We start from the raw sequence: 21319 nt of genomic DNA, 5'->3' as shown, positions 1-21319 counted from the left end.
GCCATGCAGTTCAGGCGGCGTCTGAGGTGCCGCTGCCCGCGCCGCCACGCAAATCTCAGGCGGCGGTCCAGCCGCCGTCCATCGGAAGCGAAGCCCCGGTGATGTGCGCCGCGTGATCGCCGCACAACCAGCGCACGAGCTCGGCGACCTCCTCGGGATCGATGAGCTCCTTGAGCGCGGCCCGCCGCAGCAGCACGTCTTCGACCACTTCGGACTCGTCGATCCCGTGCGCGGCCGCCTGATCGGCGATCTGCGCGCGCACCAGCGGTGTGTCGACGTACCCGGGATTGACGCAGTTGCTCGTCACCCCGTGCGCGGCGCCCTCCAGCGCGACCACTTTGGACAGACCTTCGAGGGCGTGCTTGGCGGTCACGTAGCCGGCCTTGTACGGGCTGGCGCGCAACCCGTGCACGCTGGAGACGTGCACGATGCGCCCCCAGCCCCGGGCGTACATGTGCGGCAGCGCGTTGCGCACGAGCTGGAACGGGGCGGTCACCATCACCTGCTGCATGCGGGTGAAGGTGTCCAGCGGGAACTCCGGGAGCGCGGCGACGTGCTGGAAACCGGCGTTGTTGACCAGGACGTCGACCGCCGCGGGCAGCGCGTCGACCGCGCCGGGATCGGCGAGATCTGCCACGTGCGCCCGGCCGCCGACCTCGGCGGCAACCTGCTCGGCGGCCGCCCGGTCGAGATCGACGACGTGCACCTCCGCCCCGGCGGCGGCGAGCGCCCGAGCGCACGCCCGCCCGATCCCGCTGCCCGCGCCGGTCACCATGGCCACCCGCCCGGCGTGCCCGTTGTCACTCATGCCGTAGGACGTTAAGGCGCAGCGCACCGACCGCCTATGTGTTCATCCACCACAAGTCGACGTGATCCAGTAGCGCCACTCCCCACTCGGAGGCCGTGCGAGCATGGGAACTTTCCTGTCACGCACCCCGAAAACCTGCTGCTCAGCGGCTGGGTGGCGGACTACTGTTCGCCCTGTGGTCGAGCCTGATGAAATCCGCACCGAACGGCTCGTGCTGAGCCGTCCCCAGCCCACCGACGCCGACGCGTTCATCGCCCTGCACAACACTCCCGAGGCCTACCCCCACGACGGCTGGCTCCGGCGCACCCCGGAGCAGGCCCTCGAACAGCTCGACCGGTTCCGCGAGAAGTGGGCCGCCGACGGCATCGGCTACTGGACGATCCGGCTCGCCGGGACCGCCGAGGTGATCGGCTTCGGCGGCGTGCAGCACCACGACGAGGACGACGGCCCGGAGCTCAACGTCTACTACCGGTTCTTCCCGACCGCCTGGGGCCGGGGCTACGCGACGGAGATGGTCGAAGCCGCGCTGGGCTGGGCGCGCCGCCACCGCCCCGACCGCACCGTGCGGATCGTCACCGACCCGGCCAACACGGCTTCAGTGCGCCTCGCCGAGAAGCTCGGCTTCACCCGGTACCTGGAGCGCCAGCGCGACGGCCACCCCGAAGTGGTGTTCCGGCTGGCGGCGCGCTGATGCGAGCATGGGAACCTTCCTGTCACCCGCCCCGAAAACCTGCTGCTCGGTGACGGGGCGGCGGACTACCGTTCGCGGCGTGGTCGAACCAGATGAGATCCGCACCGAACGGCTGGTGCTGAGCCGCCTCGAGCCCACCGACGCCGACGTGTTCATCGCGGTGCACTCCGCTCCGGAGGCCTACCCGCACGACGGCTGGTCGCGGCGGACCGCGGACCAGGCGCGCGAGCTGTTCGTCAACTTCCGGCAGAACTGGGCCGTCGACGGCATCGGCTACTGGACGATCCGGCTCGCCGAGACCGCCGAGGTGATCGGCTTCGGCGGCGTGCGGCACTCGTTGGAAGAGGGCGAACCGGTGCTGAACCTCGCCTACCGCCTCTGGCCGAGCGCGTGGGGCCGCGGCTACGCGCCCGAGATGGCCCGGGCCGCGGTGAGCTGGGCGCAGCGCCACCGGCCCGACCGACCGGTGGTGATCGTGACCGACGTCGGCAACACCCCGTCGATCCGGGTCGCCGAGAAGCTCGGGTTCGCGCGGGTCCTGGAGCGCCGCCGCGACGACCGGCCCGAAGTGCTGTTCCGGCTACCCGCGCGCTGATGCGAGCATGGGAACCTTCCTGTCACCCACCGCCCTGACCAGCGCGTTCAGGAGCTGACGATGGTGACCTGCCGGGTCTCCGACGGCCCGTCCCAGGTGCGCGGCAGCGGGGTCGGCACGTCCGGTGCGACGGTCCGCACGATCGCGTCGAGCGCGTCCTCGGCCTTGCCGACCCACAGGTGCTTGGTGTCCGGGAAGCCGGTCACCTCCGCCTGCGGGATCGCGGCGAAGCGCTCCCGCGCCTCGTCGGGGCGCAGGTAGTCGTCGAACTCCGGGATCAGCGCGTGCACCGGTTTGCCCGAGTCGGCCCAGGCGCGCAGGTGCTCCTCGGTGCTCCAGCGCAGCGGCGGGGAGATCAGCACCGCGCCCTCCACCAGCGGGTCCAGGCCGTGCACCAGGGTCAGGTCGGTGCCGAACGACCAGCCCACCAGCCACACGTTCGGCAGGTCGTGGAACTCGGCGTACTCCAGCGCCGCCGCCACGTCGAACCGCTCGGCGTTGCCGCTGTCGAAGCTGCCTTCGCTGCGGCCCGCCTCGCTGGCCGTGCCGCGCGTGTTGAACCGCAGCACCGCGAGGTCGGCCAGTGCTGGCAGCCGGAACGCCGCCTTGCGGTAGATGTGCGAGTCCATCATGCCGCCGTGGGTGGGCAGCGGGTGCAGGCAGACCAGCGTGGCGCGCGGCGGCCGGGATTCCGGCAGCGCGAGCTCGCCGATCAGCTGCAGGCCGTCGGCGGTGTGCAGGGTGATCTGCTCGCGGCGGGCAGGCAGCACGGTGTTGGCGCGGATCTCGGTGCTCATCGCCCCCGATCCTGCCACGGACGGGTGGTCGGCATGGTGTGACGTGCTACGACCAGCGCCGCGTCGGCCCGCGGCGGCTTCGCGCGTTCCAGCAGCCGTTGTGCCAGTGGCGCCGGTCCTCGACGCCGCCGTGCGCCGCGCTCGGCCACGCCACCACGTGCGCGATGCCCGGCCGGATCTCGTGGTCGCAGCCGGGACACCGGTAGACCTTGGTGGCCTGCGCGGCGGGCACGGTGCGCACCATCCACTCGCCATCCGGACCGTGCTCGACCCGGGACGCGCCGAACGCAGTGCCCATCGCGCGGTGGCTGCTGTCAGCCGCCGGGCGGCGCTGCTGGCGATTGCGTCTGGGCACGCGACAACCGTAACGGTCCGGCTACGGGGCGAGCGCCGGGAGGTGCGGCCATGCCTGCCCGGCGAGACCGCGGGCGAACTCGCAGGCGTCGATCCCGGTCATCCCCGGCACGGCCACCACCAGCTGCGCGACCTCGACCTGCCCGGTGGCGCCGAACGGCAGGTGCGCGGTCTCGGCCGAGCACAGCGGGAGCTGCGGATCACCGCCGACCACGCTGATCACGGTGCGCCGACCGGCGATCTCCTCCTCGACCGCCGCCCCGTGCAGCACCTGCGGCGGATCACCTGCCGTGTGGGTGAGCTGCACGCGCGGCGAGTCCGCGACCTGCTCTCCCCAAGCGCACTGGTGCGCGGCGGGACTCGGCTGCCCCTGCGCCTCTTCCAGACCTGGAACCTGCTGCACCACGGCGGAATCCAGCACCTCGCACGGATCGACCAGGGCCAGCGAGTTCACCGGGAACTCCCGGTGTCCGACGCGGCGCTGCTCCAGCGCCGCGGTGGCCGCCTCCGCACCGGCTTCGGCGATGCCGCACAGGCCGGAAGCCGGATCGCCCGCCAGCAGATCGGCGCTGACCCGCAGCGCGAGTCCATCGGTGAACAGGATCTCGCGGGTGCAGTGCCCGGGAAGCGGCGCGTTCTGCACGATCCGCAGCGAACCACGCGGCACGACCGGGCTCGCCTGCGGATCCGGTGCCGGGCCCAGCTCGCCGACTGCGAGCTGCACCAGCGAACCGTTCGCGAGCTTGACGTGCAGCAGGCAGTAGTCCAGCGAAACGGTTCCGGCGTTCTCCGCCGTGCCGAAATCCCGCAACGCGGCAGGATCGGTCAGCGTGCAGGGGTCCACTGTGCGCAGATCACCGAGCGAGGCCCGAGCCGTGCCCGACTCGTCCCGCTGCGGCGCGGCGGGCGCCTGCGGCGAGCCGCCCGGAGTGCATCCCGCCACCAGCAGAACCAACAACAACAGCAGCGGCAGGCCTCGGTGGCGGAGACGCGACGACATCGATCCACCCTAACCCGGCGCCGCGGAATCCAGCCGCGAGCAAGGGAACCTTCCTGTCACGGATGACAGGAAGGTTCCCATGCTCGCAGCTTCCCGAGGCGGGCTATTCGTCGAAGTTGCGCTTGGCCAGGTCGAGGATGCGCTCCACCGCCTGAGCCGCGTCGGTACCGCTGGCGTGCAGGACGATCCGGTCGCCCTTGCGGGCGCCCAGCCCCATCACCCCGAGGACGCTGGCCGCGTCGGCCTCGTTGTCGCCGAGCGTGAGCTTGACGGTGGCCTGCAGTCCGGTGAGGCTGCGCGCCAGCAGCGCCGCCGGCCGCGCGTGCAGCCCGACCTCGTTGGTCAGCTCCAGCTCTTCGCGGATCTCACCGGTCTCCGGCGCACCGGGCTCGGCCAGTTCACCGCCCTCCGCCGCGGATTCCGCGGCCCGGCCGACCGCCGCCAGCGCCGCACCGCCCTGCGCGGCGACGGCTGCGGCGACCGCTCCTTCGACCAGCGGCGCTTCCACGACTAGCGCGGTGCTCGGGTCGCCGAGCGACTCCACCGCGAGCTCCGCGATCATCTGCGCGCTGCCCAGGTCGTAGAGCACCACCGCGCCCTGTCCGGTGTTGGCGTCCGACAGCGCGGCCGAGACCTTCTCGAAGTCCGTGCCGATGTTGCCGTCCGGCAGCCCGCCCGCGGGGATCACCCGCACCTCGGGCGCCATCTGCTGGGCGAGTTCCACCACGCCTTCGGCCAGCCTGGTGCTGTGCGAGACGATGACGAGTCCGACGTTCATCAGCGACCTCCCGCGGCCTCGGCGAATGCGGACAGCAGCAGCGCGGTCGAGCGGGCGCCCGGGTCGATGTGCCCGGCGCTGCGCTCCCCGAGGTAGGACGCGCGGCCCTTGCGGGCCACCAGCGGTTCGGTGGCCTGCGCGCCCTGGTGGGCGGCTTCGGCCGCCGCGGCCAGCACCTTCGCCGGGCCCTCACCGGATTCCGCGGCGTTCTTCGCCGCTTCCACCGCCGGTGTCAGCGCGTCGACCATGGTCTTGTCCCCGACCTCCGCGCGGCCGCGGGCGACCACGCCTTCCAGCCCGGCCTGCACGGCCTTGGCGACCGCCGTGCCGTCCAGCTCCGGCGCATCGCTGACGGCTGCCGCCGCGCGCAGGAACGCCGTGCCGTACAGCGGGCCGGAGGCGCCGCCGACGGTGGAGATCAGCACGGTGGCGCACAACTTCAGCACCGCGCCGGGCGTTTCCGGCGCGGAGGTGTCCATCTTCGCCGCCACCGCGCGGAAACCGCGGGCCATGTTCTCCCCGTGGTCGGCGTCGCCGATCACGCGGTCCAGCTCGATCAGTTCGTCGCGGTGCTCGGTGACGGTGGCCGCCCCCGCGCGCAGCGCCGCGATCACGTCTTGTGCAGTGCAACCCATCCGGCGTTCTCCCTCACCAGTGCAGCGCGGCGGTGTGCACCGGCGCGTCCCAGAGCTCGGTGAGCTCATCGTCCAGCTTCAGCAGGGTCAGGCTCATGCCCTGCATCTCCAGGCTCGTGATGTACGGGCCGACCAGCCTCCTGCGCACGCGGATGCCGCGCTCGGCCAGCAACTGCTCGGCGATGCCGTGCGCCAGGTAGAGCTCCAGCAGCGGAGTGCCGCCCATCGAGTTGGTGAACAGCAGCACCTCGTCGCCGGATTCGAAGGGCAGGTCCTCCAGGATCGGTTCGAGCAGCCGGCGCACGATGTCGTCGGCCGAGGTCAGCGGCACCCGGGCCCGGCCGGGCTCGCCGTGGATGCCGATGCCGATCTCCATCTCGTCGGCGGCGAGCTCGAAGCTGGGCTGCCCGGCGTGCGGCACCGTCGGCGCGGTCAGCGCCATGCCCATCGACCGCACCCGCGCCACGACCCGCCTGGCCAGCTCCTCGCAGCGGTCCAGGTCGGCGCCCTGCTCGGCAGCCGCGCCGACGATCTTCTCCAGCAGCACGGTGCCGCCGACGCCGCGGCGGCCCGCGGTGTGGGTGGAGTCCTTCACCGCCACGTCGTCGTCCACGATCACGCTGCGCACGTCGACGCCGTCCAGCCCGGCGAGCTCCGCGGCGGTCTCGAAGTTGAGCACGTCGCCGGTGTAGTTCTTGACCACCAGCAGCACACCCGCACCGCCGTTGGTCTCCTCGATCGCGGCCTGCACCGCGTCGGGGGTCGGCGAGGTGAACACCGCGCCCGGCACCGCCGCGGCCAGCATCCCGGCACCGACGAACCCGCCGTGCAGCGGTTCGTGCCCGGAACCGCCACCGGACACCACCGCGACCTTGCCCGCCACCGGCGCGTCCGCGCGCACGACAACGGCGGGATCGGTGCGCACCCGCAGCAGGTCGGGATGCGCCACGGCCATGCCCTGCAACGACTGGGCGACCACCGCCGCCGGATCGTTGATGATCTTCTTCACCCGCTGGCCTCCTTGCCTGCGCCGCTCACCGCCGCGCCGTGTGTCTCCACCGCCCCCAGCGCCGGGCCGGGGGTGCGAGAGCAAGGGAACCTTCCTGTCATCCCCGGCGCAAGCCCAGCGCAAACGGCGCGTCGATCAGCGCCCGCGCACCAACTTGACCAACCGCACCATGCGCCGGATGGTGCCCTTCGACCGGCCGAAGCTCATCGGGTTCAGCGGGATCCGGTACCGGAGGCGGGTGACCGACTGCGGGCGGGTGAACTCGCGCAGCCCGTCGGCGCCGTGGATCCGGCCGAACCCGGAATCGCCGACGCCGCCGAACGGCAGCGAGGGCACCCCGGCGAAGGCGACGACCGAGTTCACCGCGACCATGCCGGAGCGCAGCCGCCGCGCCAGCTCCGCGCCCCTGGCCCGGGAGAACACCGTCGCGCCCAGCCCGTAGCGGGTGCTGTTGGTGCGGGCCACGGCCTCGTCGACGTCGCGGACCCGCCGCACCACGATGGTCGGCCCGAAGGTCTCCTCGGTGACCGCGAGGGAGTCCTCCGGCACGTCGGTGAGGACCACCGGCTCCACGAACGGCGGGCGCACCGAGTGCTCGCCGCCGACCAGCGCGCGGCCACCGCGCTCCAGCGCGTCGTCGATGTGCCTGCGGATCACGTCCACCTGCGAGGGCATCGTGATGGGCCCGAAGTTGGCGCCCGGCTCACCGCCCGGCCGCAGCTTCCCGGCGCGCTCGGTGATCATCTCCACGAAGCGGTCGGCGACCGCGTCGACCACGTAGACCCGCTCCACGCCGATGCAGGTCTGCCCGGCGTTGGACATCGCGCCCCACACCGCGGCGTCGGCCGCCGCGGCCAGGTCGGCGTCGGCATCGACGATCAGGGCGTCCTTGCCGCCGCACTCGACCAGCACCGGCACCAGGTTCTCGGCGCAGGAGGCCATCACCCGCTTGCCGGTGGCGGTGGAACCGGTGAAGGCCACCTTGTTCACCCCGGACCGGCACAGCGCCGCCCCGGTCTCGCCGAAGCCCGTCACCAGCCGGAAGACCGGGTGCTCCGGCACCGCCTCGGCGAAGCTGTCGGCCAGCCACTGCCCGACGCCGGGGGTGAGCTCGCTGGGCTTGAACACCACCGCGTTGCCCGCGGCCAGCGCGTAGGCGATGGAGCCCATCGGCGTGAACGCCGGGTAGTTCCACGGGCCGATCACGCCGATCACGCCGAACGGCAGGTACTCGACGGTGGCCGCGTGGTTGGACATCAGGAAGCCCGACGAGACCTTGCGGCGCTTCAGCACCTTCTCGGCGTTGGTCGCCGCCCAGTGCAGGTGATCGATCACCAGGACCAGTTCGAGCTTGGCGTCGTCGAGCGGCTTGCCGGTTTCCGCGCAGATGAGCCCGGCCAGCTCGTCCACCCGCTTGGCCAGCAGCTTGCGCCACTGGTCGAGCCGCTGCTTGCGCCCGGAGAACCCGAGTTCGGCCCACGCCTCCTGGGCGGCGCGGGCTGCCGCCACCGCATCGTCGACCTCCGCCGCGGTGTGGATCGGGTGATGCCCCACGACCTCGCCGGTGCGAGGGTCGATCGATTCGAACATCGAGGACTCCGCGCTGGTCGCGGACTGGATCTCGACGTCGCCTCGGGCGGTCTGGGTCATGGCCGGCCTCCCACCTTTACGTCGGTCGTTGTCATCGGGCAGCCTACGGAATCAGGGGGCCGACCGGGACCGTCACACCGCGGGCAGCTTCGCCCGCACCTGCCGGGCCAGGTTCCCGGCGCTGACGCACGGATCCATCGGGATGCGCTTCATGTTCGAGATCGCGACGTGCACGAACTCGCTGCCGCCGTCGCCCTTGCGGTGCTCCCACTCGATCGCGCAGCCCGGCGGATCGGCGGTGACCACCACGCTGGTCGGCGCGCCGCCCAGGTCGATCGGCGGAGGCGGCGGCACGTTCGGCGGGACCTCGGTGTCCTCCATGGCACCGAACTTCAGGCTGACCTTCGCCACGACGCTGTTCTCCGCGGACCACACGCACTCGTAGAGCCCGCGGCCGCCGCTGGCATCGGGGGTGCCGCCCGCCATCGCGTCGCGCAGCACTGCCGGGTCGGCGAGCTGGCAGGGGTCGAAACCGGCCAGCCCGCCCGACGTCCGCGCGTTCACCGGCGGCTTGGTGCGCAGCACATCAACGGCGTCGGTCAGCATCTGCACCGCGGGCGAGCAGACGTCGCTCTGCTCGGTGGCGAGCTGGATGGTCAGGCCCCGGGGCTCTTCGAACAGGCGCGTGTCGGCACCGGCGTAGGCCGCGCTCGCGAAGCAGGACCCGGAGCCGTTGTCGCGGACCGTGGCGGGCAGCCCGCCGATCCGGTGGCGGCTGGGATCGGACAGGCCGTCGTCGAAGTAGAGGGTGACGGTGAATTCCTTGCCCTCGTGGTTCTTCATGTAGTTCGCGCAGGTTCCGAAGCCCTCCTGCCGGAACGCGGCGGGCGTGCCGTACTGCTCGAGCCCGGCGGCGCGCAGCGTCTCGCACACGTCCACCCCGCGCAGCCGCTCGGGCGCGAAGGCCGGGTCGAGCAGGCCCGGCTTGTCCACGTTCATGTCGGGCAGATCGACGGTCCGCCGCTCGGAAACGGTCGGCTCGACCCCGGGCGAAGCGCAACCGGCCACGGCGAACGCGCTGAGCAGCGCGGCGATCAGGGGAACGCGTCGGAACACGCCGATCACACTAGCGATCGGTCCGCGTCCCCGGGACGGGAACCGGCCGTTCCAGCGCGGCGGTGCCGGCGTCCGCTGCACAGCGTGCGGACGCCGTCACCGGCCGTGCGATCAGTGCTCGCCGGTTTCGGCGGGTTCGTCGGGAACCCTGATGGGGCGCAGCCGGGCCCAGAGGACGAACGCCGCGGCGAAGACGAGCATCCCGACGCCCGCCCAGAGGTTGATGTTCACGCCCGCCGACTTCTCGATCTCGGCGTGCGGCTGCACCACGCCGACGACGACGAGCACCGCGCCGTAGATGGCGAACAGCAGCGCGATGACGGAGCGGATGTCGAAGGCACCCGCGGTGTGGCCGGAATCGCGACCTGGCATGGGAAGACCTCCTCGGTCAGGCGAAGACGATGTTGAGAGCGATGACCAGGATCAGGGCGATACCCGCCAGCAGACCGGGCCGCCGGTACCAGCCGGCGTCCTCACCGCTGGTAGCCGCCTGCCGCGCCGACCGCGGCGTCAGCGAATACACCAGCCCCGCCAGCTCGGCCTCCGGCTTGGGCCGCGTCACCAGACTGACCACCACGCTGACCACGATGTCGACCACGAACGCCACCCCGGCGCCCACGAAACTCGCGCCCTGCCCCGGCAGATCCAGCACCCCGGTCTCGGCCAGCGCGAAGACCACCACCGCCGAGACCGTGCCCACCACCAGACCCGCCCACCCCGCGTGCGGGGTCATCCGCTTCCAGAACATCCCCAGGATGAACGTCGCGAACAACGGCGCGTTGAAGAACGAGAACAACTGCTGCAGATAATCCATCAGGTTCGCATAACCCGAAGCGATGAACGCCGTGCCGACCGCCGCCACCGTCGCCCCGACGGTCACCCACCGGCCCATGTTCAGGTAATACCGGTCATCCCGGTCCCGCACCACATACGACTGCCAGATGTCGTAGGTGAACACCGTGTTGAACGACGACAGGTTCGCCGCCATCCCCGCCATGAACGACGCCAGCAACCCCGCCAGCGCGATCCCCAGAATCCCGTTCGGCAGCAGATCCCGCATCAGCAGCAAGATCGCATCGTTGTAGCTGACCCCCGCACCCTCCGGCGCCCCCGCCTGCTTGTAGGCACCCAGCTCCGGGATCACCACCGCCGCGATCATCCCCGGAATGATCACGATGAACGGGATGAACATCTTCGGGAACGCCCCGATGATCGGCGTCCGCTGCGCCGCCGACATGCTCTTGGACGCCATCGCCCGCTGCACCTCGACGAAATTCGTCGTCCAGTACCCGAACGACAGCACGAACCCCAACCCGAACACCAACCCCACCACGCTCCACACCGGATTGGCGAACCCGGTCAGCTCCGTACCCGGCCACGCCGAAAGCTGCTCCGCGCCACCCGGACCCGCCGAGATCTTCTCCACCAGACCCCGCACCCCACCGACCTTCACCAACCCCACGATCGTCAACGGCAACAACGCCGCCACGATCACGAAGAACTGCAACACCTCGTTGTAGATCGCCGCCGACAACCCGCCCAGCGCCGTGTAGGACAACACGATCGCCGCCGCGCACAACACCGACACCCACAACGGCCACCCCAGCAACGCATTCACGATGCTGGCCAGCAAATACAGATTCACCCCGGCGATCAGCACCTGCGCCACCGCGAACGACACACCGTTCACCAAATGCGCCGCACGACCAAAACGCCGCAACATGAACTCCGGGACACTACGGACCTTCGAGCCGTAGTAGAACGGCATCATCACCACGCCCAGAAACAGCATGGCAGGCACCGCACCGACCCAGAAATAATGCATCGTCGGCATCCCGTACTGCGCACCATTGGCCGACATGCCAATGATCTCGATCGCACCCAGATTGGCCGAGATGAACGCCAACCCCGTCACCCACGCGGGCAACGCGCGACCCGACAAGAAAAAGTCCAGACTCGTCGACACCGCACGCCGCGCCACATAACCAATACCCAGCACGAAAACGAAGTACAACGCCAACAACACATAATCGACGGCATTCGCGTCCAACAGCCGTCCCTGGGCTAGCAGCACCGCCACCCCACCTCCAGACCCAACAAAGTCCAACGACAACCACCACTGGGCAACCGAAGCCGGACAGTACCGCACAGTGCCGCAGCTCACATCGGACCGATATCAATTCGTTGGATCCCGCAACTGAATCGATCTCCCGCGTCTCCGGGCACGGCCATGCGAGTGATATTGCGGAGCGCAACACCCGGACAACGGATTGTGACCGGTACGGTCGCGAATGGCACACGCGCAGCGGCCGAGGGGGAGGAGCTGTGAACGCCCGAATCGACCTGGCGATCGCCGCCAGTCTCGCCGAGGACCCGATCGATCCCACCGCGGAGACCGGCTCCGCACCCGAGCGGTCGGCCGGATTCCTGCGGCATCTGACCGACCTGATCGTCCCGAGGTCGGCGTTCCACCTGGACGCCTGCCGGGCCCACAACGGGCCCGACCGCACCTGACCGCTAGGCGCCGACGCCCGTCAGCAGGGTGTCGACCACGCGCGCCGCCAGCTCGTCGACGTCGTCACCGCCCTGCCCGATCTCGACCGCCTCGTGGATCAGCGCGTAGTAGACCCGCCGCGCCCACTCCCCGTCGACGTCGGAGCGCAGCGCGCCGGAGTCCTTGGCGCGCTGGAAGAGCCGCACGCACGCCTGCCGCACCTCTTCGTGGATGCACTCGCCCTCGCCGACGGCGGTCCGGCTCATCGCGAACCCCCAGTCGGCCTTCACCCGCAGCACGTTGACCGTGACCTGGTGCAGCGCGACCAGCGGTGGAGCGCTGTCGGGACGCGCCGCCGCGACCGCATCGCGGAACTGCTCGGCGGCCCAGACGGCCATCGCCTCGACCAGTGCCTCCCGGCTGGCGAACCGGCGGTGCACCGTGGTGCGCGCAACCCCCGCGGCCTCGGCGATCTGCGCCATGGACGCGGCCGGATCCGCGCGCAGCACGCGTTCGGCGGCCTCCAGGATCACCTGGACCGTCCGCTCCGAATCCGCCCGCATCGCTCGAGTCATCGGACGAACACTACAACAGCGTCCCAGCTCGCCCCTTATTTGCAACATGGATGTTGCATCTATATCGTCTGGTGCGTCACTCCAGACGCAACAGAGGAGGCAGGCGTGGACCTGCGACTTTCCGGCAAGACCGCCCTCGTGACCGGCGCCAGCCGCGGAATCGGCCTGGCCATCACATCCGCGCTCACCGCCGAAGGCATGCGCGTGATCGCGACGGCGCGCACCATCTCGCCGGAACTGGCGGCGACGGGCGCCATCGGGATCCCCGCCGACCTGTCCGGCCCCGACGCCCCGCGGCACCTGGTCGACCGGGCGATCGCCGAAGCGGGGCCGCTCGACCTGCTCGTCAACAACGTCGGCGGCGGCGACGGCGATCTGCTCGCCGGATTCACCGACCTCACCGACGAGCAGTGGCAGCAGACCTTCGAGCTGAACTTTTTCAGCGCCGTCCGCACCACCCGCGCGGCGCTGCCGAGCCTGCTGAGCCGCGAAGGCACCGTCATCAACATCTCGTCGAACGGCGCCCGGCAACCGCACGCCGGACCGATGCCCTACACCACGGCGAAAGCCGCGCTGACCGCCTTCGGCAAAGCGCTGGCCACCGAAGTAGGACCGCGCGGCGTCCGGGTCAACACCATCTCCCCCGGCCCGACCCGCACCGCGCTCTGGGAGAGCCCCGACGGGCACGGCGCCAAGCTGGCGCAGTCCTTCGGCATCCCGCTGGAGGAACTGCTCGCCCGGCTGCCGGCGGAAGCGGGCATGACCACCGGGCGACTGGTCGACCCGGCCGAAGTCGCCGCGCTGGTGGCCTTCCTCGCCTCACCGCACGCGGCGAGCACCGCGGGCGCCGACCACCTCGTCGACGGCAACGCCATCAAGACGGCCTGATGCGAGCATGGGAACCTTCCTGTCACCCACGGCCGGGAGGTTCCCCGCCGCTCCAGGCGAATTGGCTGATCAGGCGGCTGACGGCCGGTCAGGCCTCCGCGTGGGCGTGACCGGCCAGGTGCGCTTCGAGGAAGCGACCAGCACAGAGCGGACTGCGGCCACGCCATCCTCGGCCCAGCTGTCCATGACCAGCCGCGCCACCGGCACCGGCAGGTAGCGGGCGCGGTCACCCGCGGACCCGGCCGGGTACCACAGCTGCACCATCAACTCCCGGCAGCGACCGGTGTCCCAGGGATCCGGGCGATCCGCGTCGACGAGGTGCCAGGACCGCGTCCCCACCGGATGGGGACCGCCGGGCGGCGGCAGCTGCAGCGGGTTCGCAGAGGAGTGGGGCATGGCCGTCCGATCCGATCGAATCGATGATCTTGATCGAACAGCGCGGGCACGGCGGGGTGCAATCGAATATTCCCGGCCGCGCGCGGCGGATCAGAACAGCCGGTACTCGTCCGGCTCGATGCCGCGCAGCTTGTCGTAGTCCAGGACGACGCAGCGGATACCGCGGTCCTCGGCCAGCGTGCGCGCCTGCGGCTTGATCTGCTGCGCCGCGAACACGCCGGTGACCGGGGCCAGCAGCGGGTCGCGGTTGAGCAGCTCCAGGTAGCGGGTCAGCTGCTCGACGCCGTCGATCTCGCCGCGCCGCTTGATCTCCACCGCCACGCTCGCGCCGTCGGAGTTCCGGCACATCAGGTCCACCGGGCCGATCGCGGTCGGGAACTCGCGGCGGACCAGCGACCATCCCTCGCCCAGCGTCGTCACGTGCTCGGCCAGCAGCTCCTGCAGGTGCGCTTCGACGCCGTCCTTGACCAGCCCCGGCTCGACGCCCAGCTCGTGCTTGGAGTCGTGCATGATCTCGTCGAGGGTGATCACCAGCTTCTCGCCGGCCTTGTTCTGCACCGTCCACACGCCGGGATCCTCGATCAGCCAGCACGGCGGGCTCATCCAGTTCAACGGCTTGTAGGCCCGGTCATCGGAGTGCACCGACACCGAACCATCGGCCTTCACCAGCAGCAGGCGCTGCGCCATGGGCAGATGCGCGGTGAGTCGGCCGACGTAGTCCACCTGGCAGCGGGCAATGACGAGTCGCACCCGGCACAGGGTACGGGCGTCGATCCAGAAGTCGAGCACCCCCGGGGCAACCCACCGGTAGAGCGAGGTCGGACCTCGATGTTCCCGCTGGGCGAGATACCGTTACGCCTCGTGTCATTCGCCCGAACCCTGCTGCGCGTCAAACCCGCTGAGCAACTCGCCGACGACGGCTCGCACACCCAGCTGCGCCGCACCCTCGGTCTGGTCCCACTGGTGGCGCTCTCGGTCGGCGCGACGCTCGGAACCGGGATCTTCGTGGTGCTGGCCGAAGCCGCTCCGGCCGCCGGACCCGCCGTGGTCGTGTCATTCGTGCTGGCCGGGCTGGCAGCGCTGTGCTCCGCCCTGTCCTACGCCGAACTCGCGGGCAGCGTCCCGGTGTCCGGCTCGGCCTACTCCTACACCTACGCCACGCTCGGCGAGCTGGTCGCCTGGATCTGCGGCTGGTGCCTGCTGCTGGAGTACGGCGTGTCGGTCGCGGCGGTCGCGGTCGGCTGGGGCGGCTACCTGAACGAGTTCCTGCAGGGCACCATCGGGGTCACCATCCCGGAGATCCTCGCCGCACCGCCCGGCGAAGGCGGCGTGGTCAACATCCCGGCCGCGCTGATCGTGCTGCTGGCCATGTTCGTGCTGCTGCGAGGTGTGCGGGAGAGCGCGCGGGTCACCACCATCACCACGCTGCTCAAGATCGCGGTGCTGGTGTTCTTCGTCGCCGTGGCGATCACCGCGTTCAACTCGGACAACATGACGCCCTTCGCCCCGTACGGGTTCGCTGGGATCTCGGTGGGCGCGTCGGCCGTCTTCTTCTCCTTCATCGGCTTCGACGCGGCCTCCACCGCGGGCGAGGAGGCCCGCAACCCGAAGCGGGACCTGCCCCGCGCGATCATCCTGTCGCTGGCCATCGTCACCGCGATCTACGTGCTGGTCGCCTTCGCCGCGGTGGGTGCGGTCGGCGTCGACGTGCTCTCCGGCTCCAACGCCTCGCTGGCCACCGCGCTGCGCATCGTGACCGGCCAGGGCTGGGCCTCGGTGGTGCTCGCCTTCGGCGCGGTGATCGCGATCGCCTCGGTGGTGCTGACCGTCCTGTACGGCCAGACCCGAATCCTGGTCTCGATGTCCCGCGACGGCCTGATGCCGAGCATGCTGTCGAAGGTCAACCAGCGCGCGGTGCCCGCGCGCAACACCGTCGTCGTCGGTGTCGTGGTGGCGCTGCTGGCCGCGGTCGTGCCGCTCAACCAGCTCGCCGAGGCGACCAGCATCGGCACGCTGGTCGCGTTCAGCCTGGTCAACATCGGCGTCCTGGTCCTGCGCCGGACCCGCCCGGAGCTCCCGCGCAGCTTCCGGACGCCGCTGATGCCGTGGATCCCGCTGCTGGGCCTGGCGCTGTGCGTGTACCTGATCTTCGGGCTGGACGTCGTCACCTGGGTGACCTTCGCGATCTGGACCGCGATCGGGCTGGCGGTGTACTTCGGCTACGGCCGCCGCAAGTCCAAGCTGAACGGCAGCGGGCCCGCAGCTGGCTGAGAGCATGGGAACCTTCCTGTCACGCCCGTGCGCCGGAGGTGACAGGAAGGTTCCCATCCTCGCGCGGCCACCCACGCCGACGCCTCAGCTTCCGCTCACGAGCTCAGCCTTATCGCGCAACGGTTTTCACGTTCCATCGCCGGTTTTCATCTGATCAGGCGACCACAGAGAACGTGCGAACGAGTGTTCGATTCGAGATCATGGGTGCATGACACCACCGATCCATGCGATGCAGCCGACGGCACACCCCGCGGGACGGGCCGCCCGCCTTCATCCCCACCATCCACAGTGGATCGCGAGCTGCGCGGGCGCGTCGGTCTCGCACGCCCGCTGTCCGGCACCATGGCCGCATGGAGCAGACGAGCAGCCGCGAGGTGTACGCGAATCCGTGGATGTCGGTGCGCGAGGACGGGGTGCGCCGGGCCGACGGTTCCGAGGGGATCTACGGGGTGGTCGACAAGCCCGGCTACGCGCTGGTGATCCCGCTCGACGGGGACCGGCTCCACCTGGTCGAGCAGTACCGCTACCCGCTGGGCCTGCGCCGCTGGGAGTTCCCGCAGGGCACCGCACCGGACCGGCTCGACGTCCCGCCCGCCGAGCTCGCCGCCCGCGAGCTGCGGGAGGAGACGGGCCTGCGGGCGGCGAACCTGGTCGACCTGGGCACCCTGGACGTCGCACCGGGCATGTCCAGCCAGCGCGGGCGCGTGTTCCTGGCGACCGGGCTGTCCTCCGGTGCGCACGAACGCGAGCACGAGGAGCAAGACATGCGCGCCGCGTGGTTCTCGCGCGAGGAGTTCGAGAAGATGGTCGCCGCCGACGAGATCACCGACGCCCAGTCGATCGCCGCCTACGCGCTCCTGCTCCTGCACGAACGCCGGAACCCGGCCTGAGCGGTCACGGTCAGGCCTCCTCCAGCACCGACCGCAGGAACCGGCGGGTCCGCTCGTGCTCCGGGCGCTCGAACAGCTCCTGCGGTGGTTTGTCCTCCAGGATCCGCCCCTGGTCGAACATCAGCACCCGGTGCGAGACGTCGCGGGCGAACTTCATCGCGTGCGTCACGCACAGCATCGTGATGTCGCTGGTGCGCGCCAGATCGCGCAGCACGTCGAGGACCTCGGCGGCCAACTCCGGGTCCAGCGCGGAGGTGATCTCGTCCAGCAGCAGCACGTCCGGGTGCATCGCCAACGCGCGGGCGATCGCCACCCGCTGCTGCTGGCCGCCGGACAGCTGCGTCGGGTAGGCGTCCAGCTTGTCCGCCAGGCCCACCACCTCCAGCAGTTCTCGCGCCCGCTGCTGCGCTTCCGCCACCGGCAGGCCCAGCACGCGCACCGGCGCTTCGGTGACGTTGCGCAGCACCCGCATGTTGGGGAAGAGGTTGAACTGCTGGAACACCATGCCGATGCGCTTGCGCACCTTGCGCAGGTGCTTCTCGTCAGCAGGCACCAGGCGTTCGCCCCGGCGCACGTGCGTCAGGCATTCGTCACCGACGTGGATGGTGCCGCCGTCGACCCGCTCCAGGGTCATCAGCAGCCGCAGGATCGTCGTCTTGCCCGATCCGCTCGGCCCGATCAAGGTCACGCGCTCCCCTGGCCGAACGGCGAAGTCGAGCTCGTCGAGCACCACGTTGTCACCGAACCGCTTCACGACCCGGTCGAAGCGAATCATCTCCTCAGCTCCCGACACGGTGTTCCAACCTCCGCACCAGCAGCGACGCCGGGTAGCTCAACAGCAGGAAGCAGATGCCGGCCAGGGTCAGCGGTTCGACGTAGCGGTAGGCGTCGGATCCCGCTTCCTGCGCCGCACCCACCAGATCGAGCACGCCGATCGCCAGCAGCAGCGGCGTTTCCTTGAACATCGAGATGGTGTAGTTGCCCAGCGCGGGGAGCACGCGCGGAATCGCCTGCGGGAGCACCACGCTCGTCCACACCCGGTAGGTCGGCAGGCTCAACGCCGTCGCCGCCTCCCACTGCCCGCGCGGCACCCCGTCGATCCCCGCGCGGTAGACCTCGGCCGTGTAGCAGGCGTAGTGCACGCCGAGACCGATCACACCGGTGGTCAGCGACGAGAACCGCAAGCCGATGCCCGGCAGCACGTTGAACAGGAAGTACAGCTGCACCAGCAGCGGGGTGCTGCGCACGAACTCGATGAACAGCCAGGTCGCGCGACTGACCGCCCGGATCCGCGACCGCCGCAGCAGGGCGAGCAGCAGACCCAGCGCGAACGCCACGACCGAACCGAGCACGGTGGCCTCGAAGGTCACCAGCAGACCGCGCAGGACGTCCGGGATCACCCGGCCGGTGAACTCCCAGTCCCAGATCACCTAGATCGCCCCCGCGCCCCGGCCGAGCGCTTTCCCCGGCCCGACGGGTTGGCGCCCAACTCCTGCCGCTGCCCGCCGCTCCAGCGCGCGCATCACCGCCGTGATCAGCACCGCCAGCACGAGGTACAGCGCCAGCATCAGCGAGTAGATCAGCGCGGTCTGGCCGGTGAAGTTGGGTTCGAGGACATCGCGGCCCTGGTAGGTGATGTCGTGCACGAAGATCAGCGACAGCAGAGCGCTGCTCTTCAGCAGCTGGATGAACAGGTTGTTGAACGGCGGGATCATCTCCACCACCGCTTGCGGCAGGATCACCCGCCACATCCGCTGCGACCGGGTGAAGCTCAACGCGACCGCGCATTCGTGCTGCTCCCGCGGCACCGCCTGCACCGCACCCCGCACGATCTCGCCGCCGTACGCGCCGTGGTTGAGGCCGAGCACCAACACCCCCGCCCACATCGGCAGCAGCTCGAAGCCGACCAGCAGCGGCAGCGCGAAGAAGATCCAGAACAGCTGCACCACTTCCGAGGTGCCGCGCCAGACCTCGACGTAGCTGCGCGCGATGATCCGAACCCACCGCCGCCGCGAGAGCATCCCGAGCCCGGCGATCAACGACAGCACGATGCACAGGGCTATGCCGCCCAGCGTCGCGATCAACGTCGCCGGGACGCCCTGCACCAGCACCTGGAGGAAGTGCGAGAAGTTCTCGAACATGCCGACTCCCGGTCAGCTACCGGCGCACAACGCCTCCGTGGTGACTCCGGGCGGCGGCAGGTTCTCCCGGGTGAACCCGAACGGACTCGCGATGCGCACCCACTCGCCGCTGTCCTGGAGCTTCTTCAGCTCGGCGTTGAACGCGTCGCGCAGCCCGGTGTCGGCCGAGCGGAACACGAACGCGCCTGCCTGCACCTCCGGCTTCCCGGCGATCACCGGGGTGAAGCCCCTGGTGACCTCGACCTGCGCACCGGGATTCTTCTGCACCAGGTCGTTGAGCGAGATGTTGGTCAGCGCAGCGCAGTGGACGCGCCGGTTGACCACGGCCTGCAGCAGCGAGTTCTGGGAGTCGAAGGGCTGCACCTGCGAGTCCGGCACGCCCAGCCGCTGGGCGTAGTCCTTCTCAACGGCGCCGCTGAGGACAGCGACGTTGAGCTTCTTGCGCACGACGTCCTCGAAAGTGGCGATGCCGTCCGGGTTTCCGCGCGGCACCAGGAACGCCGTTGGCGCGATGTAGTCGGGGATCGAGAACGCCGCGTTCTTGCAGCGCTCGGGAGTGATGAACATGCCAGCGGCGACCACGCTGAACTTGTTCGCGTTCAGCGCCGGGATCAGCTGGTTGAAGTCGACCTGCGAAGCGTTGACGGTGCCGACGCCCAGGTTGCCGAACACGGCGCGGGCGACCTCCGGAGCCTCACCGGTGACCCGGCCGGTCTGGTCGGTGAAGCCGTAAGGCGCTTCCCCGGCGATGCCGACCTGAACCGTGCCCGACCGACGGGCCTCTTCGAGCGGATCACCTCCCGCGCCACCGCCGGTCGGTGCGCACCCGCCCAGCACCAGTGCACCCACGGCGACACCGGAGCCCTTCAGGAACTCGCGACGCGTCCACCCATTGCCCGCCATGACCATCGCCCCTTCGATCCGGGAGCAGGGCCACCGCCAATGGTCAGGCCATCCGCTGTGGTTTGCATCACATGGCGGGCTGGTGGTGCTGCGGTCAGTCGGTCACGCGCTCGATGTCCGCGCCCAGGCCGCGCAGGTTCTCCACGAAGTTCGGGTAGCCGCGGTCGATGTGGAAGACGTCCCACACCTCGGTGACCCCGTCGGCGCACAGGCCGGCGAGCACCAGGCCGACGCCCGCGCGGATGTCGGTCGCCCACACCGGGGCGCTCGACAGCCGGTCCAGACCGCGCACGACCGCGTGGTGGCCGTCGGTGCGCCCGTCGGCCCCCATCCGCACCAGTTCCTCGATGAACCGGAACCGGGACTCGAACAGGTTCTCGGTGATCATCGAGGTGCCGTCGGCGACCGCGGACAGCGCCAGCGCCATCGGCTGCAGGTCCGTCGGGAAACCCGGGTAGGGCAGCGTGACGAAGTCGACCGCGTTCGGACGTCCCCGCATCACCACCCGGAAGCTCTCCTCAGCGGTGATCACCTCGGCCCCGGCGCTGCGCAGCTTCTCCAGCACCAGGTTGACGTGCCGCGGATCGACACCGCGCACCGTGATGTCACCACGAGTGGCCGCAGCGGCGAAAGCCCAGGTCGCGCCCACGATCCGGTCGCCGATCACGCGGTGCTCGACCGCCTTGAGCGAGGACACCCCGTGCACCGTCAGCGTGGAGGTGCCCGCGCCCTCGATCTTGGCGCCCATCTGCTGCAGCATCACGCACAGGTCGACGATCTCCGGCTCGCGCGCCGCGTTGTCGATCACCGTGGTGCCCTCGGCCAGCACAGCGGCCATCAGGATGTTCTCCGTCGCGCCCACGCTCGGGAAGTCGAGCCAGATCTGGGCGCCGCGCAGGTTCTCCGCCTCGGCCACCACCGCGCCGTGCTCGATGTGGCTGGTGGCGCCGAGCTGCCGCAAACCGTTCTGGTGCATGTCCAGCGGCCGGGAACCGATCGCGTCACCACCGGGCAGCGTCACGACCGCGCGACGGCAGCGGGCCACCAGCGGCCCCAGCACGCACACCGAGGCGCGCAGCTTGCCCATCGACGGAGACACCGCCTCGTGGCTGATCTCCGCCGGAGTCGTGATGCGCACCGTGCCGCCGTCGATCGTCACCTCGCAACCGAGGCTGCGCAGCACGTCGGCCATCAGCGGAACGTCGAGGATCTCCGGGCAGTTGACGATCGTCGTCGTGCCCTCCGCCAGCAGCGCGGCAGCCATCAGCTTCAACACGCTGTTCTTAGCCCCGACCACGTCGACCTCGCCGACGAGACGCGCTCCGCCGTGTACCCGGAAGTGCTCACTCACGAGCATCGAGGTTACGGCCCGCCCACCACCGCCATCG

General features: G+C 70.4%; 25 protein-coding genes. 6 read left to right on the top strand and 19 right to left on the bottom strand.

Annotated elements, in window-relative coordinates:
• Nucleotides 1-55: 55 nt before the first annotated feature.
• Entirely contained in the window at nucleotides 56-808 is a 753-nt protein-coding gene (locus ATL45_RS19950; protein ID WP_093146795.1) for a 3-hydroxybutyrate dehydrogenase, read from the bottom strand.
• 175 nt (nucleotides 809-983) lie between these two features.
• Here ATL45_RS19950 and ATL45_RS19945 point away from each other — a divergent pair, with 175 nt between their 5' ends.
• Nucleotides 984-1499: a GNAT family N-acetyltransferase gene (locus ATL45_RS19945; protein WP_170210284.1), complete on the top strand. Its 516-nt coding sequence runs from the start codon at nucleotides 984-986 to the stop codon at nucleotides 1497-1499.
• A gap of 79 nt (nucleotides 1500-1578) precedes the next feature.
• The gene (locus ATL45_RS19940; protein ID WP_246025441.1) at nucleotides 1579-2094 is read left to right on the top strand and encodes a GNAT family N-acetyltransferase; all 516 of its coding nucleotides are present in this window, start codon (nucleotides 1579-1581) and stop codon (nucleotides 2092-2094) included.
• Nucleotides 2095-2141: 47 nt separating this feature from the next.
• Here ATL45_RS19940 and ATL45_RS19935 read toward each other — a convergent pair whose 3' ends face one another.
• The 10 genes from ATL45_RS19935 to ATL45_RS19890 form a co-directional block, all read right to left on the bottom strand.
• Entirely contained in the window at nucleotides 2142-2891 is a 750-nt protein-coding gene (locus ATL45_RS19935; RefSeq protein WP_093146798.1) for an alpha/beta hydrolase, read from the bottom strand.
• Between the two features lie 46 nt (nucleotides 2892-2937).
• Nucleotides 2938-3246, bottom strand: coding sequence for an Rv1322 family protein (locus ATL45_RS19930; protein ID WP_439332461.1), 309 nt, complete (start codon nucleotides 3244-3246; stop codon nucleotides 2938-2940).
• 21 nt (nucleotides 3247-3267) lie between these two features.
• Nucleotides 3268-4245: a DUF3558 domain-containing protein gene (locus ATL45_RS19925; RefSeq protein WP_093146800.1), complete on the bottom strand. Its 978-nt coding sequence runs from the start codon at nucleotides 4243-4245 to the stop codon at nucleotides 3268-3270.
• Between the two features lie 103 nt (nucleotides 4246-4348).
• A complete protein-coding gene (gene dhaM, locus ATL45_RS19920; RefSeq protein WP_177241892.1) occupies nucleotides 4349-5023 on the bottom strand; it encodes a dihydroxyacetone kinase phosphoryl donor subunit DhaM in 675 nt (224 codons plus the stop codon).
• Complete coding sequence (gene dhaL, locus ATL45_RS19915) at nucleotides 5023-5658, bottom strand: dihydroxyacetone kinase subunit DhaL (RefSeq protein ID WP_093146802.1); 636 nt, start codon at nucleotides 5656-5658, stop codon at nucleotides 5023-5025. Before dhaL ends, dhaM begins: the two co-directional genes overlap by 1 nt.
• Nucleotides 5659-5671: 13 nt before the next feature.
• Entirely contained in the window at nucleotides 5672-6667 is a 996-nt protein-coding gene (dhaK, locus tag ATL45_RS19910) for a dihydroxyacetone kinase subunit DhaK (RefSeq protein WP_093146803.1), read from the bottom strand.
• Nucleotides 6668-6802: 135 nt separating this feature from the next.
• A complete protein-coding gene (locus ATL45_RS19905) occupies nucleotides 6803-8317 on the bottom strand; it encodes an aldehyde dehydrogenase family protein (protein WP_093146804.1) in 1515 nt (504 codons plus the stop codon).
• A gap of 72 nt (nucleotides 8318-8389) precedes the next feature.
• Complete coding sequence (locus ATL45_RS19900) at nucleotides 8390-9373, bottom strand: hypothetical protein (protein WP_143121547.1); 984 nt, start codon at nucleotides 9371-9373, stop codon at nucleotides 8390-8392.
• Between the two features lie 111 nt (nucleotides 9374-9484).
• Entirely contained in the window at nucleotides 9485-9745 is a 261-nt protein-coding gene (locus ATL45_RS19895; protein ID WP_093146806.1) for a hypothetical protein, read from the bottom strand.
• A 16-nt stretch (nucleotides 9746-9761) separates the two neighbouring features.
• The gene (locus ATL45_RS19890) at nucleotides 9762-11453 is read right to left on the bottom strand and encodes a sodium:solute symporter family protein (protein ID WP_121505370.1); all 1692 of its coding nucleotides are present in this window, start codon (nucleotides 11451-11453) and stop codon (nucleotides 9762-9764) included.
• Nucleotides 11454-11698: 245 nt separating this feature from the next.
• On the opposite strand from ATL45_RS19890, the gene ATL45_RS19885 reads away from it, so the two are divergent.
• Nucleotides 11699-11887 (top strand): hypothetical protein, encoded by a 189-nt coding sequence (locus ATL45_RS19885; protein ID WP_093159906.1) that lies wholly within the window; start codon nucleotides 11699-11701, stop codon nucleotides 11885-11887.
• Between the two features lie 3 nt (nucleotides 11888-11890).
• Here the strand turns inward: ATL45_RS19885 and ATL45_RS19880 are convergent, their stop codons facing one another.
• Nucleotides 11891-12442, bottom strand: coding sequence for a TetR/AcrR family transcriptional regulator (locus ATL45_RS19880; protein ID WP_246025440.1), 552 nt, complete (start codon nucleotides 12440-12442; stop codon nucleotides 11891-11893).
• Between the two features lie 105 nt (nucleotides 12443-12547).
• Between ATL45_RS19880 and ATL45_RS19875 the strand changes: the two genes are divergently transcribed.
• Nucleotides 12548-13330: an SDR family NAD(P)-dependent oxidoreductase gene (locus tag ATL45_RS19875; protein ID WP_093159910.1), complete on the top strand. Its 783-nt coding sequence runs from the start codon at nucleotides 12548-12550 to the stop codon at nucleotides 13328-13330.
• Between the two features lie 69 nt (nucleotides 13331-13399).
• Here the strand turns inward: ATL45_RS19875 and ATL45_RS19870 are convergent, their stop codons facing one another.
• Together ATL45_RS19870 and nucS are read right to left on the bottom strand one after the other, a co-directional pair.
• On the bottom strand, nucleotides 13400-13726 hold the full coding sequence (locus ATL45_RS19870; protein WP_093159912.1) for a hypothetical protein: 327 nt from the start codon (nucleotides 13724-13726) through the stop codon (nucleotides 13400-13402).
• Nucleotides 13727-13816: 90 nt separating this feature from the next.
• Nucleotides 13817-14476, bottom strand: a complete 660-nt coding sequence (nucS, locus tag ATL45_RS19865; protein WP_093160101.1) for an endonuclease NucS — start codon at nucleotides 14474-14476, stop codon at nucleotides 13817-13819.
• Nucleotides 14477-14587: 111 nt separating this feature from the next.
• Between nucS and ATL45_RS19860 the strand changes: the two genes are divergently transcribed.
• Nucleotides 14588-15997 carry an amino acid permease gene (locus ATL45_RS19860; protein ID WP_093159914.1) on the top strand — a complete coding sequence of 470 codons (1410 nt, stop codon included), beginning with the start codon at nucleotides 14588-14590 and terminating at the stop codon, nucleotides 15995-15997.
• 350 nt (nucleotides 15998-16347) lie between these two features.
• Entirely contained in the window at nucleotides 16348-16887 is a 540-nt protein-coding gene (locus tag ATL45_RS19855) for an NUDIX domain-containing protein (protein ID WP_093159916.1), read from the top strand.
• Between the two features lie 10 nt (nucleotides 16888-16897).
• Here the strand turns inward: ATL45_RS19855 and ehuA are convergent, their stop codons facing one another.
• The 5 genes from ehuA to murA form a co-directional block, all read right to left on the bottom strand.
• Nucleotides 16898-17662, bottom strand: coding sequence for an ectoine/hydroxyectoine ABC transporter ATP-binding protein EhuA (gene ehuA, locus ATL45_RS19850; protein ID WP_093160104.1), 765 nt, complete (start codon nucleotides 17660-17662; stop codon nucleotides 16898-16900).
• A 4-nt stretch (nucleotides 17663-17666) separates the two neighbouring features.
• Nucleotides 17667-18317, bottom strand: a complete 651-nt coding sequence (ehuD, locus tag ATL45_RS19845; protein ID WP_093159918.1) for an ectoine/hydroxyectoine ABC transporter permease subunit EhuD — start codon at nucleotides 18315-18317, stop codon at nucleotides 17667-17669.
• On the bottom strand, nucleotides 18318-19028 hold the full coding sequence (ehuC, locus tag ATL45_RS19840; RefSeq protein ID WP_093159921.1) for an ectoine/hydroxyectoine ABC transporter permease subunit EhuC: 711 nt from the start codon (nucleotides 19026-19028) through the stop codon (nucleotides 18318-18320). It lies immediately after the preceding gene.
• A gap of 12 nt (nucleotides 19029-19040) precedes the next feature.
• Nucleotides 19041-19931 carry an ectoine/hydroxyectoine ABC transporter substrate-binding protein EhuB gene (gene ehuB / locus ATL45_RS19835; RefSeq protein ID WP_093160107.1) on the bottom strand — a complete coding sequence of 297 codons (891 nt, stop codon included), beginning with the start codon at nucleotides 19929-19931 and terminating at the stop codon, nucleotides 19041-19043.
• Between the two features lie 94 nt (nucleotides 19932-20025).
• Nucleotides 20026-21282: a UDP-N-acetylglucosamine 1-carboxyvinyltransferase gene (gene murA / locus ATL45_RS19830; protein ID WP_093160109.1), complete on the bottom strand. Its 1257-nt coding sequence runs from the start codon at nucleotides 21280-21282 to the stop codon at nucleotides 20026-20028.
• Nucleotides 21283-21319 lie beyond the last annotated feature (37 nt).

Source organism: Saccharopolyspora antimicrobica (genome assembly GCF_003635025.1).
Lineage (GTDB): Bacteria > Actinomycetota > Actinomycetes > Mycobacteriales > Pseudonocardiaceae > Saccharopolyspora > Saccharopolyspora antimicrobica.
Note: the sequence above shows the minus strand (reverse complement) of the source record. Positions and strands in the feature narration are given on the sequence as shown.

What these genes read in the sequence shown, in the direction of transcription:
- ATL45_RS19950 (WP_093146795.1), bottom strand. Translation starts at nt 808, where the DNA reads ATGAGTGACAACGGGCACGCCGGGCGGGTGGCCATGGTGACCGGCGCG.
- ATL45_RS19935 (WP_093146798.1), bottom strand. Translation starts at nt 2,891, where the DNA reads ATGAGCACCGAGATCCGCGCCAACACCGTGCTGCCTGCCCGCCGCGAG.
- ATL45_RS19925 (WP_093146800.1), bottom strand. Translation starts at nt 4,245, where the DNA reads ATGTCGTCGCGTCTCCGCCACCGAGGCCTGCCGCTGCTGTTGTTGTTG.
- dhaM (WP_177241892.1), bottom strand. Translation starts at nt 5,023, where the DNA reads ATGAACGTCGGACTCGTCATCGTCTCGCACAGCACCAGGCTGGCCGAA.
- dhaL (WP_093146802.1), bottom strand. Translation starts at nt 5,658, where the DNA reads ATGGGTTGCACTGCACAAGACGTGATCGCGGCGCTGCGCGCGGGGGCG.
- ATL45_RS19905 (WP_093146804.1), bottom strand. Translation starts at nt 8,317, where the DNA reads ATGACCCAGACCGCCCGAGGCGACGTCGAGATCCAGTCCGCGACCAGC.
- ATL45_RS19895 (WP_093146806.1), bottom strand. Translation starts at nt 9,745, where the DNA reads ATGCCAGGTCGCGATTCCGGCCACACCGCGGGTGCCTTCGACATCCGC.
- ATL45_RS19880 (WP_246025440.1), bottom strand. Translation starts at nt 12,442, where the DNA reads ATGACTCGAGCGATGCGGGCGGATTCGGAGCGGACGGTCCAGGTGATC.
- ATL45_RS19870 (WP_093159912.1), bottom strand. Translation starts at nt 13,726, where the DNA reads ATGCCCCACTCCTCTGCGAACCCGCTGCAGCTGCCGCCGCCCGGCGGT.
- ATL45_RS19855 (WP_093159916.1), top strand. Translation starts at nt 16,348, where the DNA reads ATGGAGCAGACGAGCAGCCGCGAGGTGTACGCGAATCCGTGGATGTCG.
- ehuA (WP_093160104.1), bottom strand. Translation starts at nt 17,662, where the DNA reads ATGATTCGCTTCGACCGGGTCGTGAAGCGGTTCGGTGACAACGTGGTG.
- ehuC (WP_093159921.1), bottom strand. Translation starts at nt 19,028, where the DNA reads ATGTTCGAGAACTTCTCGCACTTCCTCCAGGTGCTGGTGCAGGGCGTC.
- ehuB (WP_093160107.1), bottom strand. Translation starts at nt 19,931, where the DNA reads ATGGCGGGCAATGGGTGGACGCGTCGCGAGTTCCTGAAGGGCTCCGGT.